At 28.8% G+C, this 18,419-nt stretch carries 21 protein-coding genes; 16 read left to right on the top strand and 5 right to left on the bottom strand.

Annotation, left to right across the window (positions count from 1 at the left end):
• Window positions 1-329 precede the first annotated feature (329 nt).
• The gene (locus IC214_RS17340; RefSeq protein ID WP_227434701.1) at window positions 330-536 is read left to right on the top strand and encodes a hypothetical protein; all 207 of its coding nucleotides are present in this window, start codon (window positions 330-332) and stop codon (window positions 534-536) included.
• 69 nt (window positions 537-605) lie between these two features.
• On the opposite strand, the gene IC214_RS17335 is transcribed toward IC214_RS17340, so the two are convergent.
• The 5 genes from IC214_RS17335 to IC214_RS17315 form a co-directional block, all read right to left on the bottom strand.
• Entirely contained in the window at window positions 606-1,976 is a 1,371-nt protein-coding gene (locus IC214_RS17335) for an MATE family efflux transporter (RefSeq protein ID WP_227434702.1), read from the bottom strand.
• 367 nt (window positions 1,977-2,343) lie between these two features.
• Window positions 2,344-2,553, bottom strand: a complete 210-nt coding sequence (locus IC214_RS17330) for a helix-turn-helix transcriptional regulator (protein ID WP_021382875.1) — start codon at window positions 2,551-2,553, stop codon at window positions 2,344-2,346.
• 5 nt (window positions 2,554-2,558) lie between these two features.
• Complete coding sequence (locus IC214_RS17325) at window positions 2,559-2,870, bottom strand: DUF6442 family protein (RefSeq protein ID WP_227834856.1); 312 nt, start codon at window positions 2,868-2,870, stop codon at window positions 2,559-2,561.
• Window positions 2,871-3,083: 213 nt separating this feature from the next.
• Window positions 3,084-3,263 carry an acyltransferase gene (locus IC214_RS17320; protein ID WP_227834855.1) on the bottom strand — a complete coding sequence of 60 codons (180 nt, stop codon included), beginning with the start codon at window positions 3,261-3,263 and terminating at the stop codon, window positions 3,084-3,086.
• 55 nt (window positions 3,264-3,318) lie between these two features.
• The gene (locus IC214_RS17315; protein WP_227434704.1) at window positions 3,319-3,495 is read right to left on the bottom strand and encodes a hypothetical protein; all 177 of its coding nucleotides are present in this window, start codon (window positions 3,493-3,495) and stop codon (window positions 3,319-3,321) included.
• A gap of 327 nt (window positions 3,496-3,822) precedes the next feature.
• On the opposite strand from IC214_RS17315, the gene IC214_RS17310 reads away from it, so the two are divergent.
• The 15 genes from IC214_RS17310 to IC214_RS17240 all read left to right on the top strand — a co-directional run bounded on the left by IC214_RS17310 (window position 3,823) and on the right by IC214_RS17240 (window position 18,355).
• Window positions 3,823-4,257 (top strand): helix-turn-helix domain-containing protein, encoded by a 435-nt coding sequence (locus IC214_RS17310; protein WP_227831398.1) that lies wholly within the window; start codon window positions 3,823-3,825, stop codon window positions 4,255-4,257.
• Between the two features lie 224 nt (window positions 4,258-4,481).
• Complete coding sequence (locus IC214_RS17305) at window positions 4,482-5,576, top strand: helix-turn-helix domain-containing protein (protein ID WP_227866849.1); 1,095 nt, start codon at window positions 4,482-4,484, stop codon at window positions 5,574-5,576.
• Window positions 5,577-5,580: 4 nt separating this feature from the next.
• Window positions 5,581-5,781 carry a PLD nuclease N-terminal domain-containing protein gene (locus IC214_RS17300; protein WP_227434707.1) on the top strand — a complete coding sequence of 67 codons (201 nt, stop codon included), beginning with the start codon at window positions 5,581-5,583 and terminating at the stop codon, window positions 5,779-5,781.
• Window positions 5,778-6,698: an ABC transporter ATP-binding protein gene (locus tag IC214_RS17295; protein ID WP_413926672.1), complete on the top strand. Its 921-nt coding sequence runs from the start codon at window positions 5,778-5,780 to the stop codon at window positions 6,696-6,698. The genes IC214_RS17300 and IC214_RS17295 overlap by 4 nt, the downstream gene beginning before the upstream one ends.
• The gene (locus IC214_RS17290; protein ID WP_227434709.1) at window positions 6,695-7,453 is read left to right on the top strand and encodes an ABC transporter permease; all 759 of its coding nucleotides are present in this window, start codon (window positions 6,695-6,697) and stop codon (window positions 7,451-7,453) included. The genes IC214_RS17295 and IC214_RS17290 overlap by 4 nt, the downstream gene beginning before the upstream one ends.
• Before the next feature lie 404 nt (window positions 7,454-7,857).
• Window positions 7,858-8,931, top strand: coding sequence for a DUF362 domain-containing protein (locus tag IC214_RS17285; RefSeq protein WP_227434710.1), 1,074 nt, complete (start codon window positions 7,858-7,860; stop codon window positions 8,929-8,931).
• Window positions 8,932-9,000: 69 nt separating this feature from the next.
• Window positions 9,001-9,264, top strand: coding sequence for a hypothetical protein (locus IC214_RS17280; RefSeq protein WP_227831395.1), 264 nt, complete (start codon window positions 9,001-9,003; stop codon window positions 9,262-9,264).
• A 207-nt stretch (window positions 9,265-9,471) separates the two neighbouring features.
• On the top strand, window positions 9,472-10,449 hold the full coding sequence (bioB, locus tag IC214_RS17275) for a biotin synthase BioB (protein ID WP_227866847.1): 978 nt from the start codon (window positions 9,472-9,474) through the stop codon (window positions 10,447-10,449).
• Window positions 10,450-10,669: 220 nt separating this feature from the next.
• Window positions 10,670-11,692, top strand: a complete 1,023-nt coding sequence (locus IC214_RS17270) for a LacI family DNA-binding transcriptional regulator (RefSeq protein WP_227434712.1) — start codon at window positions 10,670-10,672, stop codon at window positions 11,690-11,692.
• Between the two features lie 41 nt (window positions 11,693-11,733).
• On the top strand, window positions 11,734-12,627 hold the full coding sequence (gene rbsK, locus IC214_RS17265) for a ribokinase (RefSeq protein WP_227866846.1): 894 nt from the start codon (window positions 11,734-11,736) through the stop codon (window positions 12,625-12,627).
• A gap of 47 nt (window positions 12,628-12,674) precedes the next feature.
• Window positions 12,675-13,631 (top strand): substrate-binding domain-containing protein, encoded by a 957-nt coding sequence (locus IC214_RS17260; protein ID WP_227434714.1) that lies wholly within the window; start codon window positions 12,675-12,677, stop codon window positions 13,629-13,631.
• 50 nt (window positions 13,632-13,681) lie between these two features.
• Window positions 13,682-15,193: a sugar ABC transporter ATP-binding protein gene (locus IC214_RS17255; RefSeq protein WP_227866845.1), complete on the top strand. Its 1,512-nt coding sequence runs from the start codon at window positions 13,682-13,684 to the stop codon at window positions 15,191-15,193.
• Window positions 15,177-16,175, top strand: a complete 999-nt coding sequence (locus tag IC214_RS17250) for an ABC transporter permease (protein ID WP_227434716.1) — start codon at window positions 15,177-15,179, stop codon at window positions 16,173-16,175. The genes IC214_RS17255 and IC214_RS17250 overlap by 17 nt, the downstream gene beginning before the upstream one ends.
• A gap of 154 nt (window positions 16,176-16,329) precedes the next feature.
• The gene (locus IC214_RS17245) at window positions 16,330-17,592 is read left to right on the top strand and encodes an ArgE/DapE family deacylase (protein ID WP_227831392.1); all 1,263 of its coding nucleotides are present in this window, start codon (window positions 16,330-16,332) and stop codon (window positions 17,590-17,592) included.
• Between the two features lie 19 nt (window positions 17,593-17,611).
• Complete coding sequence (locus tag IC214_RS17240) at window positions 17,612-18,355, top strand: glutamine amidotransferase (protein ID WP_227434718.1); 744 nt, start codon at window positions 17,612-17,614, stop codon at window positions 18,353-18,355.
• The last annotated feature ends 64 nt before the right edge of the window (window positions 18,356-18,419 follow it).

The raw sequence follows: 18,419 nt of genomic DNA, 5'->3' as shown, positions 1-18,419 counted from the left end.
CAATAAAAAAGATTTTTAAATAGTGAATGTATAAAAATATTTAGTTATTAGAGTTGTATTTCAACAATGACATATTGTCTTGAATAATTACATAATAAAAATAAGAACAATTAAAATTTGTTTTCTGATGAAGTAAACTTTCTTTAAAAAAATATTTTAACTACGAGTGACTTTTCTTAAATATGAAGAAAATATGATAATTATAAAAAATTGCTACTTATTATTTGTATATTTTTTCATATAAATAATAAGTAGCATAACTTTATAAATTAATAGTGATAGAATATAAACTAATAGATAAGATATAATTTTAAAAGGAGTGATATAAAATGAGCAAATATAGTTCTTTATGGGAATATGTCAAGAAAAATGGTAATCAATCATTTAAATTAACTTTTGAAGAAATAAAAGATATTGCAGGAATAGAGATAGACCATTCGTTTTTAAAATATAAAAAAGAATTAAATGAATATGGATATCAAGTAGGAAAAATCTCTTTAAAAGAGAAGTCTGTTATTTTTAATAAAATTGATTAATATATTAATAATTACATATAATAAAATAATTTGTATTGACTAACATTAAAATTAAAAATAAAGTAAATCTTATATAAGACTTACTTTATTTTTAGTTGATGCCTTTTTAAGTTTTATACTATAGGGTATATATAAAACTGCACCTATTAAAAATGTTATAATTTCTGTTACTGTCATAGACCATATTAGCCCATCAAGTCCATAAAAATAATTAAGCAATATTACTATAGGTATATACAATCCACCTTGGCTTATAGACATTATACCTGTTTCAATGCCTTTTCCTGATGCTTGATATATTGTCATAAATAAAGATGTAACTCCATTGAATAAGGCAGATACTAACATAGCTACCAATACATACGTTCCTATTTCAATAACTGACGTATCAACTGAGAATGTTTGTATTACTTGGGTTCTAAATATATAAACAACTCCTGAAAATACAACTGCGATTACAAATATGAATAAAGCAGAATACTTTATACTTTCCTTTAAACGAGGTATATTCTTATTAGAAAAATTATATGCTATAAGTGGCATTACACCTAAAACAATACCCATAACAAAGAATTCTGGAATTTGAGCAATTCTAAGTGCTATACCAAAACTAGCAACTATGTTATTTCCATATTGCATAGAGTAGTTATTGGATAATAATGTAGTCACAATTAAGAAAGAGCATTGGATTAATTGGGATACACCAACTTTATATATTTCAACTTGACTGTTTATGCTGATTTTTATGTAATGTAAAAACCCTCTAAGGTTCTCGCTTTTAACATTTAAATACCAAACATAATAAGCACTAGATGCAATGTTAGAAAGTATCATTGATAATGCAGCACCATACACATGCATATTAAGAACTAGTATAAATAAAACATCTAATATGATACTAACTATTACACTTACAAACATACCATACATAGATTCTTTTGATGCACCTTCAGACCTTACAATTTGTTCAAGAGAGAAGTTCAATATAATAGAAAATCCGCCAACAAATAGTGTAATTGCATATTGTTTTGTATATTCAAATGTAGTCATATCGGAACCTAATAATCTAATAATAGGATTCATTAGTAAGTAGCCAATTAGACCTATCAATAGACCTGTTATAATACTTGCATAAAAAGTATATCCAGCAATTTTCTTGGCTTCATCACTATTATTTTGTGCAATTAGCCTAGTTATGAATGTACTACCACCAACGCCAAACATATTTCCAAAAGCCATTAGAATTGTAAATATAGGGAGTCCCAATGTTATTGCACTAAGCATAGCTGTGTCATGAACTAAACCTATAAAGTAGGCATTAATTACATTATAGATAGTTCCAGCTGACATTCCTATCATCATAGGAATAGATAAATAAAGAATAGTTTTTTTTATTGGTTCTTCTTTTAAATATTTAATGTTTGATTTTTCATTTTCCATGTTATCCTCCTAAATAATATGATTTATAATGATAAGGCACCTTACGAAATATATTATACAGGCACCTTAATAATTTTGCAACATATTTATTAAGGTACCTGTATATTTATTTTATATTTAGACAACATATGGATTTAAAAATGAGGTTTTTGAAAATAGGAGTTATTTTAATGAATATGGAATGTAGGGTATTAAAGAGATGTATAAGACTTTAAAATAAATAAAAGAGTAAAGTGATAAGATAATAAATATCTAACCATTTACTCTTTTTGTTTTATTTATTTACCTCTTTTTATTTTGAGTTTTAGAAGTGAATAAAATATACAATAACTATGGTTTCTTTTATATTTTATGACTACAATACATTTTATTCAAAGTAAAATAAATCTTCAAATTTTTTATCTAGAGCTATACATAAAATAAGTGCTAATTTTGCTGTTGGATTAAACTGACCTGTTTCTATTGAACTAATAGTGTTTCTTGACACGCCGACCATTTCAGCTAGCTGACTTTGAGATAATTTTTTCTCTGTTCTTGCTATTTTTAAGTGATTTTTTAATATTAATTCTTCATTCATATTGCTTACCTTAATGATGATAAAACAAAATTAGCTAATGAGAATATAGTTGTAATTAAGAAACCAATAGCCAAAATTAAATTCTTTTTTTCATGTGTGAATTGGTATTTTGCTATATTTTCAGCAAGGCCAAATGTCCAAAATAAAGCAGATACTGCATCACTCTTTTGTCCAATAAAGGCGTTAAATATTACAATGAAAGCGAAGACACATATGAAAATTGAATATCCTATTTTTCTGCCTTTATTTTCAATATACTCTAATCCTTCGTCTTTAGTAGATTGACGACTCTTACTTAAAATTTCTTCTTTATTCATGTAAGATACCTCCTATTTGGATGCCAAGTTTACTTGGTACTTTTATTATACTTATGACAAGTTTACTTGTCAAGAACTTTGACAATAAAACTTGAAATGAGTATAATAAAAATCAATAAAAAAAGACAAACTTAATTAAATTAAGAATGTCTTTTTTATTGAAATACTATAATAATATTCTATTGAACTAATAACAAAACTTCAATTTAGAATCTAACATACAGTCTTTATTATCTTATCAGGGACACCTGCAACCACAGTATTTGGAGGTACATCCTTTGTGACTACTGCTCCTGCAGAAACAACAGTATTTTCACCTACTGTAATACCTGGCATAATCATTGCTCCTGCACTTAACCAAGCATTCCTCTTTATAACTATGGGTGTAGACACAGTGGAATGTCTTTCTGAGGGCTCTAAAGGAGGGTTTATTGTTATAAGATTTACCTTAAGGTCCAATCAGTACATCATCTGCAATCGTAATTCCACTTCTATCCATGAATGTACAAGCATGGTTAATAAATACATCCTTTCCAACTCTTATATTTTCTCCAAAATCTGTATAAAATGGTGGTATTAAATATAGGCTTTCATCAACATTAACACCTGTAAGTTTAGAAAACAATTCCCTTATTTCCTTTTTAGTATGATATGATTTATAAACTGTACAATATCTCTACATAAAACTCATTATGTTTTACTCAATTCTTAAATAGAGTATACTACTTGGAGTTAACTACAACACAAGCCTTTTTTATTATTTAAGAATAAATAATTAATTTTTATTAAAAAATCTATAATTAAATATTAATATTAGTATTGTTCATATAGAATGATTCATCATGTATGTAAATTAAAGTTTACATATTTCAAACTTTGCTTTGTAGAATCATTGAGTTTAATACTTTATAATTGAAATATAATTATTTTTACCTTGAAAGGAGTTTAATATATGAATTTAGGAGACAAGATTACAAAACTAAGAAAGAAATATAATTATTCTCAAGAATTGTTGGCTGAAAGACTAAATGTATCTAGACAAACTATTAGCAAGTGGGAATTAGGGCAAGCTAAGCCAGACTTAGAAAATATAAAAAATATATCAAAGCTATTTAATATTACTTATGATTACTTAATCGATGAAAGTAATTTATGTTCTAAAGATGTAACTGATAATATTAGTAAGGATGTTGACTGGACAAAAGCATGGAGCTCTAAGTATCCTATTTTAGAAACATATGTTGACATAGAAGGGATAGAAAAGTATCAAATAGCTATTGAAGAATTATATTCAAGATTTGAAAAGGAATACAGGATGAGCAATGAGAATAATGTACTCATATTAAAAGATATTTTATACAAGACGTTTAAAAAACATGATAAATAAAAAATATATTTGGATATATTCATATGTGGTTTTGTATAAAAATGTGGAAATGATTGGAATAAATAAAAAATTATATAAATTGAATTTAAAAATATATTTAAGCAGGTATCTAAGATACCTGCTTATTTGTTTCTCTATGGTTGATTTTTTCATCAAAAGTCAACTTCAAATCGCTTGTTAGGTTTATGTATTTAAGGATATAATTATACAAAGGAGGCGTTGATATGAATGAATTAAACATTGCAAAAACACTAATTTTAAAGCGTAAAGAAAAAGGAATTACACAAGATGAACTTGCAAATTATATAGGTATCTCTAAAGCTTCTGTGTCTAAATGGGAAACTGGGCAAAGTTATCCTGATATCACTTTTTTACCACAACTCGCGACATATTTCAACATTACAGTTGATGAATTAATTTGCTACGAACCACAAATGATTAAGGAAGATATTAATAAACTATATCAGCGATTGTGTAAAGATTTTACTGTTAAACCATTTGATGAAGTTATGGATGAAATAAGAGAAACCATAAAAAAATATTATTCATGCTTTCCTTTGATTTATCAGATGGGTATTTTGATAATTAATCATTATGACCTTGTAGATGAAAAAAAACGTGAACTATTAATTAGTGAAGCATTAGAAATTTTTATTCGAATACGAGAAACAAGTGATGATATAGAAATTTGTCGTCAGTCAAAAGGTATGGAGGCAACTTGTTATATCTTGTTAAATCAGCCTATAGAAGTTATTGATTTATTTCAAGATAGCAATTTTCCCATGGTAAATGAAAGCATACTTCTTGCACAGGGACAAATGATGAATGGTCAAACTAATGAAGCTAATGAAACGTTACAGATTGGAGCATATCAGAATCTTACATTATTAGTTCAAGATTTAGTGGGACTTCTGCAAAACTCAGATAAATCACAAATTGAAGAAATAGAAAGACGTATTTTAATAATTTCAGATACATTTGACCTTAATGAATTATCTCCTGGTGTTATGTTTTCTGTATATTTGACTCAGATACAAATTAATTTAATACATGGAAATACTAAAGGAGCTATTAAGTCGTTACAAAGATATGTAGATTTGGCAATAAGTGATATATATCCAATTATGCTACATAGTGATGACTTTTTTAATCATATTGATTGCTGGATTTCTGAGATTGGAACAGGTATTACACGTGATGATACAATTGTAAAGGCAGGTATTGTTGCTGCTATTAAGAATAATCCTATGTTCTCTGTATTAAATGAGAACAAAGAACACAGATTTCTTATAGAAAAATTATCTTTATTGGAGGAATAAGATTATGGAAAATTTAATGGAATATCTACCACTTTTACTTCCTGTTATTATTTTAAATTTAATACTTGTAATTACTGCACTTATTCATATAATAAAACATCCAAATTATAAAATTGGTAATAAGGCAATATGGATTATTTTAGTGCTATTTATAAGTATAATAGGTCCAATTTTATATTTCACTATAGGAAGAGGTGATGAATGATGAATATTGTTTCAATAAATGGGTTATCAAAAAGTTTTGGTAATCGAAAGATAATAGATAAGCTAAATCTTACTGTACCAGAAGGGTCAGTATTTGGATTTGTAGGTAAGAATGGTGCAGGCAAGACTACAACAATGAAAATGGTGCTTGGGTTACTTGAAGCAGATAGTGGAACTATAAATGTTTTTGGTGAGAAGGTGACTTATGGAAGAACAAGTTCTAATCGCCATGTAGGTTATCTACCTGATGTTCCAGAGTTTTATAACTATATGAGACCACTTGAATATCTTTCTCTTTGTGGAGAAATCACAGGGCTTTCAAAACAAGAAATAAAGTTAAGAAGTGAAGAGTTGTTGACACTTGTGGGACTTGGAAATGAAAAGAAACGAATAGGTGGATTTTCTCGTGGAATGAAGCAACGTCTTGGGATAGCTCAAGCATTACTTTCACGCCCTAAATTACTTATTTGTGATGAACCAACAAGCGCACTTGACCCTGTTGGGAGAAAAGAAATATTAGATATTATGTTTAAAATCAAAGACTCAACAACTGTAATATTTTCAACACATATACTGTCTGATGTTGAAAGAATTTGTGACCATGTAGCTATATTAAATAACGGAAGCATTGCTCTTAGTGGTACACTTTCAGAAATAAAAAGTATGCACGGAAAAGATAGACTTTTATTGGAGTTTTCAAGTAATGATGAAATCCAAGCATTTAAGTCTAGTAGTAGCATTAAATCCTTACTTAAAGATTCAGAAGAGACTAATATGGAAATTATTTTCTATGGTAAAGATATAAAATCAATACAACAAACAGCCATATCTACACTTGCAGAAATGAATCTTTGTCCAATAAAGATGGAATTAATAGAATTGTCACTTGAAAATTTATTTTTGGAGGTAGTAAAGTGAGAGAATACATAGCATTTACAAAAAAAGAATTTGTAGAGAACGTAAGAAATTATAAATTATTTAGTTTGATTATTTTATTTTTAATATTTGGAATAATGAGTCCTCTTTCTGCTAAATTTATGCCAGACTTGATTGCTCATTTTGCCCCAACTTTAAAAGTTACTGCTCTACCAACTGCTTTAGATTCTTGGACACAGTTTTCTGGCAATATTTCTGGTCTTGGAATGAGTTTAACTCTAATTATTTTTTGTAATATTTTATCAAACGAATATTCTAAAGGGACACTTGTCATTATGTTGACTAAAGGATTGTCACGTTCGTCTGTAGTATTGTCTAAATTTTCTATTGCAGTAATTATTATGACCATTGGTTTCTGGTTGAGCTTTTTATGTACTTATGGTTATACAATGTATTTTTGGCCAACTGCAAATCTTAATCATGTTGTATTTTCAGCATTTAACTTATGGATAATTGGTATTATGTATATTACTATATTAATTCTTGGATGTGTACTATTTAGACCAGCATTTGCAAGTGTATTACTTGTATTAGTAGTAACTCTTGTTTTGAGTTTAATTTCTATTCCTGAACAGATTGCACCTTATACACCTAATTTCATAGTATCAAAAAATATAGATTTGATTTCAGGTAAAGTGACAGCTCCAGAATTTATTATTCCAATCATTGTAACAATTATTATTTCAATAGTGTGTCTGTTATCAGCTGTTATTTTATTTAATAAAAAACCAGTTTAATGATATCTTTATTATAATTGTAAATATCACTGTATTGTGTAAAAATATGCTTAGTAATATATAAGAATATATCTAAGTAAAAAAGACTTGAACTTAAGTTTCAAGTCTTTTTTTTGTTTTAGTCGTACTCATTATATTTTATAATAATTAAATTATTACCTTAAGGAACTGTTTAAAAATAAAAAAGGAGATAGATTATAATATAGTGATTATAGGTTATTTAAGATATGCTATAGTATATAGAGCCTAAACTAGTAAAGAATTAAAAAAATGTAGTAAGGAGTTAAAATAATATTGTTTTTATTAAATAAAGATAAGAATCTTTAATTGTGGTAAAATATACTAAAAAATTACTTTAAAAGTGATAAAATTAATTCAAGTAAATATTTTAAAGGGGTGTAGATATGGAAAAGTCAAAAGTATATTTTTGTGACTTATACTCAAATTCGCAAAATAAAAATGTGCCAAACAATGTAAGAAGATTATTTGATACAGCAGGATTCAAAGATTTAATAGAAAAGAATGACCAAGTAGCAATCAAACTTCACTTTGGAGAAAAAGGAAATACTACATATATGAGTCCTGTAGCAGTTAGACAAGTGGTTGATAAGATTAAAGATTGTGAAGGAAAGCCATTTTTAACAGATACAAATACATTATATACAGGGAGTAGAACAAATTCTGTAGACCATCTTACAACAGCTATAGAAAATGGTTTTGCCTATGCAGTGGTAAATGCACCAGTAATAATTGCAGATGGATTGTACAGTAGAAATTATGAAAATGTACAAATAGATAAAAAACATTTTGAAAGTGTGAAAATAGGTGGCGAAATTTATAATTCTTCTGCAATGATAGTAATGAGTCATTTTAAAGGTCATGAAGCAGCAGGTTTTGGAGGAGCATTAAAAAATTTAGCTATGGGGTGTGCAAGTGCAGCAGGAAAGCAAATGCAACATTCTGATGTTACACCAGTAGTAAAAGAGAAGAAGTGTGTAGGATGTGGAAAATGTGTTAATTCTTGTCCTACAAAAGCTATAAGTATAGTAGATAAGAAGGCGATTATAGATTCTGATGTGTGTTATGGATGTGGAGAATGTCCAACTGTCTGTCCAACTAGAGCAGTAACTATACAATGGGAAAGTGACTCAGATGTATTTGTTGAAAAGATGGCAGAATACGCTTATGGAGCAGTATCAAACAAAAAAGATAAGGTAGGATATATAACTTTTGTTATGAATGTGACTCCACTTTGTGATTGTGTGCCTTGGTCAGGTAGACCGATTGCACATGATATAGGAATATTAGCATCAACAGACCCAGTAGCAATTGAACAAGCATGCTATGATTTGGTTTGTAAGGAAATGGGTCATGATGTGTTTAAACATGAGCATCCTCATGTAAATGGAACTAGAATAATAGACTATGCGTGTGAGATGGGAATGGGAAATAAAGAATATGAATTAATAAAATTATAAGAATAGTAGGACTTAAATGCATATAATTATTGTAAGAGAAATTTAAAAGTATCAAAGGAGTATGCATTTATGAAAATTTACTATGAGAAAGAAAATAGCAAGAAAGCTAATGTAAACAATATTCCAAGTGTATTTGCATTTAATTTTCTAAGAAACTTTTTAACTAGCAAAGAGTATGAGGAAACTAGAAAAGAATATTTTATAAATAATCTAACAAAAAGTCAGGTTAATCAAGCTATGAAGGATTTAAAATGGCTATTTAGAGAGTATGAAGGTTTAGAGGTTGTTACAATAGAAAGCTTGGATGGAGTTAAGACAAGGATGGTTTTGTAAGTTAATAAGGATAATATTTAATAAAAAATACTGCTTTAATAGTGATATGTATAATATATTATATGAATACTATTTTGAGGCAGTATTTTTTTTGTTTAATAGTAAACTTATATGTAAAATAAGGTTGACTAATAAATATTGCCTATGTAATACTATAGATAATAAGTAAACTATATAAAGGATATGGGTTGACGAATAGGAGGGTATATGGAAAAATACATAATTAAATTAAAAAATAAAGTCTTGGATGGAAAAGAAATAAATTATGAAGAAGCTCTTAATTTAATGAGCCTTGATACAAATAACAAAAATATTTTTGGTATATTATTAAAATCTGCAAATGAAATAAGAGAAGCTTTTATGGGAAGAAGAGTGGATTTATGTACAATAATGAATGCTAAGTCTGGCAAATGTAGTGAAGACTGTAAATTTTGTGCACAATCATCTCATTATAAAACTGGGGTAGATGAATATTCATTACTCGAGTACAATGAGATTTTAAAGAGAGCCAAAGAAATGGAAAGTAAAGGAGTACATAGATTCTCTTTAGTTGCAAGTGGTAAAGGTATGACAGGAAAAGAGTTTAATGATATTTTAAATATCTATGAAGGATTAAGAGAAAATACTAATTTAAAATTATGTGCATCTCTAGGAATTATAGATTATGAGCAAGCTAAAAAGCTAAAATTAGTAGGTGTGACTACATATCATCATAATGTCGAGACATCTAAAGATAATTTTGATAATATATGTACAACACATACTTATCAAGACAGAATAAGAACAATTAAAGAAGCTAAAAGGGCTGGATTAGATGTATGTGTAGGTGGAATAATTGGGATGAATGAAAGTAAAGAACAAAGACTACAAATGGCTTTTGAAATACGAGAATTAAATACCAAATCAATTCCAATAAATATTTTAAACCCTATTAAGAATACTCCTATGGAAAATTATGATGTATTAGAGCCTATGGAAATATTAAAAACAACAGCAGTATTTAGATTTATAATTCCTAATGTATACATAAGATATGCTGGTGGAAGGCTATCTTTAAAAGGGTATGACAAAATTGGATTTAATGGTGGTGTAAATTCTGCAATTGTAGGTGATTATTTAACAACTGTAGGAAATGGAATTGAAAATGATAAAAAAATGATTATAGAACAAGGACTTGAACTTTAATAAAGATTACTTAAATTAATTAATGTACTTTTAAATAATTATAAAAGTATATTAATTTTTTTTTGTATATTAATATAAATATTAAATTTGAATTTATAAATTGCAATATTATGAAAAATAAGAAAAATATCAAAATTTGTATAAAGTAGTTGCAAAGCGAAAAAAGATATGATAGTATCTAGGTAACCGGTTAAGTAAAACGGTTTCCTAAATTGTGGGGGTGAACTTCTTGAGTATAACTATAAAAGAGATTGGCGAATTGGCTGGTGTTTCCAAAACAACTGTATCAAAAGTCATTAATAATAAAGATGAAAATATAAGTCAAGCAACAAGAGAAAAGATTTTAAAAATAATGAAGGAAAAAAATTATGTTCCAAATAAATTAGCACAAAGTTTAGTAACTAAAAGAACAAATACAATAGGACTTCTTATACCAGATATACGAAATCCATTTTTCACAGATGTATCAAGAGGTGTGGAAGATAAAGCTAATGAGGAAGGTTATAATATAATTTTATGTAATACAGATGAAGATGCCAAAAAGGAATATGAAGGGATAAGAACATTATCAGAAAGAATGATAGATGGAATTATATTTGCAGCATCATCAAATACAAACTGGAAAGAGGCAAATTACAAAGATATAAAAATACCAACAGTATTAATCGATAAGAAAATAAGTATGAATAAAGAAACCTTAAAAGGCATAGTTAAAATAAATAACTTTGAGGGTGCATATATAGCTACAAAACATTTATTAGATATTGGAAATAAGAAAATAATATACTTGAGTGGTCCACTTCAAAATGAAATAGCAATAGATAGATTAGAAGGATATAAAAAAGCTTTAACTGAGTGTAATTTAGATTACAATTCTAATTATGTATTTGAAGGAAAATATAAGATTGAATGGGGGCAAGAATTTATAAAAAAATTAGAAGTGATAGATTTTAATGCGATATTTTGTGCAAATGATTTAATTGCAATAGGTGTTATCAGAGGTCTTCAAGAAAGAGGATTAAATATACCAAACGATGTAAGCGTTGTGGGATTTGATGATATTCAAACTTCTAGTTTAATAAGTCCTCCACTTACAACAGTACGACAACCATCTTATGATATAGGATATAAAGCCAGTGAAATATTAATAAATTGTTTAAGAGGAGATAAGAAAGAATCCTTTGATGAATTAATTTTTAAGGCAGAACTAGTGATAAGAGCTTCAACTAAAGAAAGTAATTAACAGCATGAAAAGCATAAATAGATATGTAAAGGAGTAACGTAATGGGAAACATAGTTGTCATAGGAAGTGTAAATATGGACATGGTATGTTCTGTAGATAAAAGACCAGAAAAAGGAGAAACAATACTAGGTAATAGCTTTTTTACATCACCTGGGGGAAAAGGTGCTAACCAAGCAGTTTCAGCATCTAAGTTAGGTGCAAATGTAAAAATGATATCTTGTATAGGGGAAGATAGCTTAGGCGAAGAATTGATACGAAATTTTAAAGAGAATAAAGTTGATTATAATTTGATAGCTAGAAATAATCAAAAAAGTTCTGGTGTTGCTGTCATAACACTATGTGAAAATGATAATAGTATTGTTGTTGTGCCAGGGACAAATGAACTAGTAGATATAAACTTAATTAAAAAGAATGAAGAAGAGATAAAGGATGCAGATATAGTATTACTACAGTTAGAGATTCCACTAGAAACAATAAAATATGTAGTAAATTTCTGTTTTGAAAATAATATAAAGGTTTTATTAAATCCAGCACCAGCAATAAGATTAGATGAAGATATAATAGAAAAAGTAACCTATTTAACACCAAATGAACATGAATATAAGATAGTTTTTGACACAGAGGAAAGTATAGAAGAAGTATTAAAAAAACATCCAAATAAACTTGTAGTAACAGAAGGAAAAAATGGAGCTAGATTTTATGATGGTAAAGAAGTAAAACATGTGTCTTGTATAAATGTTGATGTTCAAGATACTACAGGGGCAGGTGATACTTTTAATGGAGCATTGTCAGTAGCTATAACAGAAGGCAAAGACTTATATACAGCAGTAGGGTATGCTGTAGTAGTGTCAGGACTATCTGTAACAAAATTAGGTGCTCAATCTGGAATGCCTTATAGGGAAGATGTTGAAAAATATTTAGATATTAATAAATAAAAATTAAAATTGTTCAAATCTAAAACTATTAAAAATGGAGGGTAATTATGAGAAAAATTTTATCTTTAGGAATTGTTGCAACACTAGCAGTAGGAATGTTAACAGGATGTTCAATGGATGGACCAGGTAAATCAGAAAAGAAGGATAATTCAGCTAAGAAAGATTTAACTATAGGGGTATCTACAATAACTCTTCAACATCAATTTTTTATAGACATTGATGAAGGGATAAAAGAAAAAGCTAAAGAACTAGGTGTAAAAGTCATAGTAAATGACCCAGACCAAGATGTAGCTAAGCAAACATCAGCTATAGAAGATTTTATACAACAGGATGTAGATGGAATGATAGTACTTGGAACAGATAATTCAGCTATAGTACCAGCTGTAGAGGGAGCATTTGAAAAAATGCCTGTAGTTACAGTAGATGCTGTATTAAATACTGAAAATATTACAAGTTATGTTGGAACAGTTAGTTACGATGCTGGTAAAAAATTAGGCGAATACACTAAAAAGTATATAGATGAAAACTTAGGTGGAAAATCAGAAATTGCAATAGTAACAGATTTAAAATCTCAAATACAAATGCAAAGAATAGATGGGTTTAAAGAAGCATTAAAAGGTTCAGCTAATGTTAAAATATTAAACTCACAACCAGGATATGATAGAGAAGAATCTCTTAATACTGTAGAAAACTTAATTCAATCTAATCCAAATGTAGATATAATATATGCAACAGCTGAAAATAGTGTATTAGGAGCTAAAGCTGCACTTGAATCTGCAAAAAATAAGGATGTTAAGATTGTAGGATTTGATTTAACTGATGAAGCAGCAACTGGAATAACAGATGGAACTGTTCTTGCTATGATTCAGCAACAACCTAAAGAAATGGGACGTTTGGCAGTAGAAGCGGTAGTAAAGGCTATAAAAGGTGAAAAGGTAGAGAAAAATATACCAGTACCAGCCTTACTTTATGATAAAGAAAATATAAAAGACTTTAAGAATTAATAAAAAATAAGATTATTTAAAAGAAATCCTATCTAAAAAGGAGTGTCATTATGAGTAATATAATTCTAAAGTTAAGTAATATTGCTAAGGAATTTCCTGGAGTTAGGGCGTTGGATAATGTTAATTTTGAGTTATCTCATGGCGAAGTTCATGCACTACTGGGTGAAAATGGTGCTGGTAAATCAACAATGATAAAGATTTTAACTGGTGCACATGCAAAGACTGCTGGTAAATTTATTTTTGAAGGAAAAGAGATAGAAAATATATCACCAGATATTTCTAAAAAAATAGGTATAAATGCCATATATCAAGAATTAACAGTATTTGATGAATTGACAGTAGCACAAAATATTTTTATGGGAAAAGAAATAAATGGCAAGGTCTTAACTAATGATAAAAAAATGAATGAAGAATCTAAAAAGATTTTTGACAATATGGGAATAGATATAAATCCAAGTAGCTTAGTCAAAGAACTTAGTATAGCTCAAAAGCAAATGGTTGAAATAGCAAGAGTTTTATCATCAGAAACTAAGGTATTGATAATGGATGAGCCAACATCTTCAATAAGTAAAAAAGAAACTGAGATACTTTTTAGACTTATAAATGATTTAAAGAGTAGTGGAGTTAGTATAATATATATTTCTCATAGAATGGAAGAACTTTTTGAGATTTGTGACAGAATAACTATAATGCGAGATGGGAAAACGATTTCGACATTGAATACCAAAGAAGTATCATCTGAGGAAGAATTAGTTAATTTAATGATAGATAGAAAATTAGACCAATTTTTCCCTAAAAGAAAGGTAGAAATCAAAGAAGAAATTATGAGGGTAGAAAATCTAACTAAAAACAATGTTTTTAATAATGTCAGCTTTAATATAAGAAAAGGAGAAATTTTAGGAATAGGTGGATTAGTTGGAAGCAAGAGAAGTGAAATCGTAGAGGCTATATTTGGACTTAGAACATATAGTTCTGGGAAAATATATTTAAATAATAAAGAAATTAAATTTAAAACACCATCGGATGCAATTGAAAATGGTTTAGGTTTGATAACAGAAGATAGAAAAGGCACTGGATTATTTTTACAGATGAGTGTCAAAGAAAATACAACTATGGCAGGATTAAAGAAAGTATCTAAATTTAAATCAGTTATAGATAGAAAAAAAGAAAAAGAAGTTTTAGAAAAATACATAGAAGCTTTAAAAATAAAGACTCCACATATGAATCAGGTTATACAGAGCTTAAGTGGTGGTAACCAACAAAAAGCTATAATAGCCAGATGGCTTTTATTACAACCAGACATATTAATTATGGATGAACCGACTAGAGGTATAGATGTAAATGCTAAAGCAGAGATATACAATCTAATGGGTGACTTGGTAGAGGATGGCGTAAGTATCATAATGATATCTTCAGAGATACCAGAGTTGATATCAATGAGTGACAGGATAATGGTTATGAGAGAGGGTCATATAAGTGGCTTTTTAGAAGGTGAAGAAATGGTTGAAAATAATGTATTAAAATTGGCTTTTGGAGGTAAAATTAATGAGTTCAATAACTAAGCATAAAGAAAATGCTTCATCTCCATTATTATCAAAATTAACAAGTGTATTTAAAGACCAGGGGAGTGCAGCTATAGGACTTGTAATAATTTTTATAATAATGAGCGTAGCTTCATCTAATTTTTTAACTTTAGATAATTTAATTAATGTTGGAAGACAAATATCAATAAATGCAATTCTTGCAGTAGGGATGACTTTTGTAATAATTACAGGAGGAATAGACTTAAGTGTAGGAGCAGTAATTGCTTTAGTAGGTACATTTTGGGCTACAACAGTAGTGAATTACAATGCACCTGTATGGGTGGGTATGTTACTGGCATTAGCAATTGGAACAATACTAGGTATCATAAAAGGTGCAATTATTTCGACACAAAAATTACCACCATTTATCGTAACTTTAGCTATGTTGACAATAATAAGTGGAGCAAGCTTTGTGTTTACAGGAGGTAGACCTATATCAGTAAACACAGATGCATTTAAGATGCTTGGTAGAGGATATGTTGGACCAATACCAATACCAGTTATAATTATGATTATAGTCGTAATAGCAGGACATTTTCTCTTAAAAAGAACTGATTTTGGACGCCATGTACATGCTGTAGGTGGGAATGAAGAAGCAGCTAGACTATGTGGAGTAAAAGTAAATAAAGTTATAGTTAAAGTATATGCCTTAGCTGGATTATTAACAGCTTTAGCTGGAATAATATTATCTTCGCGTTTAGCATCAGGTTCACCAACTGTTGGAGATGGAGCCGAATTGGATGCTATAGCAGCAGTTGTGCTTGGAGGTACTAATATGATGGGTGGTTCTGGTTCTATAGTAGGTACATGTATAGGTGTTGGAATAATAGGAATATTAGGAAATGGATTAAACCTATTGAGTGTATCTTCATATAATCAGATGATTATAAAAGGTTTGGTAATGTTATTTGCTATATGGATAAATAACATAAAATTAAAAAAATCAGCTAAAGTAAAATAATAAATATTACTTAACTAGTAAGCTATAAGAATTATTAGTTTTGCATAGATGCTAAATAAAAAGGATAGGTATTAAATAAAAAGAAAGATTGTAATTTAAGCAGAGGATATTAACTTTGAAATCTGAAATGTGAAAATAAATCTTAGGAGGAAATATGAAAAAAATTCTCTTAGATACATTAAATAGCAATAAAAAAGAATATATAGACTATTTAAAAGAGCTTGTAAGTATCAAAACCGAAGATGTAGGTCATGGAATACTAGGTGGATTTGAAAAGGAAGGTCAAGAATATATTGAAAAACTTGCAAATTCCATAGGTTTTAGTGTAAATAGGCAAGAAATGAGCGAAGATTTAATTAAAAAGGCAAAAGACATATATAAAGAAGGTAATCTAGGTCACAATTATGATGATAGATATAATTTAATATGTAAGTACAGTGATAATTTGCCTGGTAAGACAATAGTTTTTAATGGTCATGTAGATACTATGCCACCTGGTGATATAAAAAAATGGAGATATAATCCATATTGTGCTACAGAAGATAAAGGGAAGCTTTATGGACTTGGAACTGCAGATATGAAATCTGGTCTAATAGCTTCAATATTAGCTGTAAAACTTATAAAAGATAGTGGCTTAAATATACCTGGCAATATAAAGGTAATGTCGGTGGTAGATGAAGAAGGTGGAGGAAATGGAACTATAAATGCAGTTATGAATGGAATTGATGGAGATTACTGTGTAATTTGTGAACCATCAGAGAAGGACATAATAATTGCACATATGGGATTTGTATTCTTTGAGGTTGAAGTTAAAGGTGTATCTCTCCACTGTGGAAGTAAGTGGGAAGGTGTAAATGCTATAGAAAAGGCAATGTTATTACTCCAAGATATAAAAGAGTTAGAACATAATTGGCTTATGAGATATAAACATGCTTTATTACCTCCACCTACAATAAATCTAGGCGTAATAAATGGTGGAACAGCAGGCTCTACTGTACCAGATAAATGTGTATTTAATTTATGTGTACATTTCTTGCCAAATACAATGAGTTATGAGCAAGTTGTGGAAGATATAACTAAGGTTATAATGACAAGAGCTGATGGAGATTTGTGGCTTAAAGATAATAAACCAGAGATAAATATATATCAATCAGGATTAGGTTTTGAGATGGACAAGCAATCTGAATTTATAGTTAATACTCAAAAGATATTAGAAGAAACCTTAGAAAGAAAGCTAAATATAAAGGGGTCAACGGCTGGAAATGATGCAAGACTGATGAAAAACTTAGCTAAAATCCCAACACTAATATTAGGGCCAGGTTCAATAGAACAATGTCATTCAATAGATGAGTATGTTGAAATTCAAGAGTATTTAGACAGTATACTTATGTATGCCAGTCTAATATTAAACTTATAAAAGTAGGAGGAATATATAGATGAAAAAAGTATTAATAGTAGGGGAATCGTGGGTAAAAAATATAACTCATATAAAGGGATTTGACACATTTGTTACAACACATTATGAAGAAGCAGTAAAATGGTTAAAAGAAGCAGTAGAGTCTGGAGGATATGAAGCAGTTCATATGCCTGCACATGTAGCAGCAGACAGTTTTCCATATAAATTGGAAGAGTTAAATGAGTATGATTGTATAATATTATCTGATATAGGTTCTAATACATTCTTATTATCTAATAGTACATTTATAGATTGTAATAGTAAACCAGATAGACTTGAGTTAGTTAAAGAGTATGTAAATAGCGGTGGAGCATTAATCATGGTAGGTGGATATATGTCATTTACAGGTATAGATGCAAAAGCTAGATTTGGAGAAACTGCTATCAAAGATGTATTGCCAATAACAATGATAGATAAAGATGATAGGGTTGAAAAACCAGCAGGAATAACTCCAGTCGTTGTTGATTCTGAACATCCAGTTTTAAAAGATATACCAAAGGAATGGCCACAGTTTTTAGGATATAATAAGACAATAGCTAAAGATAATTGTCCTGTGCTAGCGACTATTGGAGGAGACCCATTTGTAGCTGTTGGCGAATTTGGAAAAGGAAAATCTGCTATCTTTAGTTCTGATTGTGCACCTCATTGGGGTCCAAGAGAATTTACTGATTGGAAATATTATAATAAATTATGGGTTAATATGCTTGATTGGTTAACATGCTAAAAATTTTATAAATTTAAAAGACCTCTTACTTGATAAAGTGTAATTTACAAGTCAAGAGGTTTTC

This window comes from Clostridioides sp. ES-S-0190-01 (assembly GCF_020658275.1).
GTDB lineage: Bacteria > Bacillota > Clostridia > Peptostreptococcales > Peptostreptococcaceae > Clostridioides.
The sequence above is the reverse complement of the archived record's forward strand: the minus strand, read 5'-3'. Positions and strand labels throughout refer to the sequence as shown.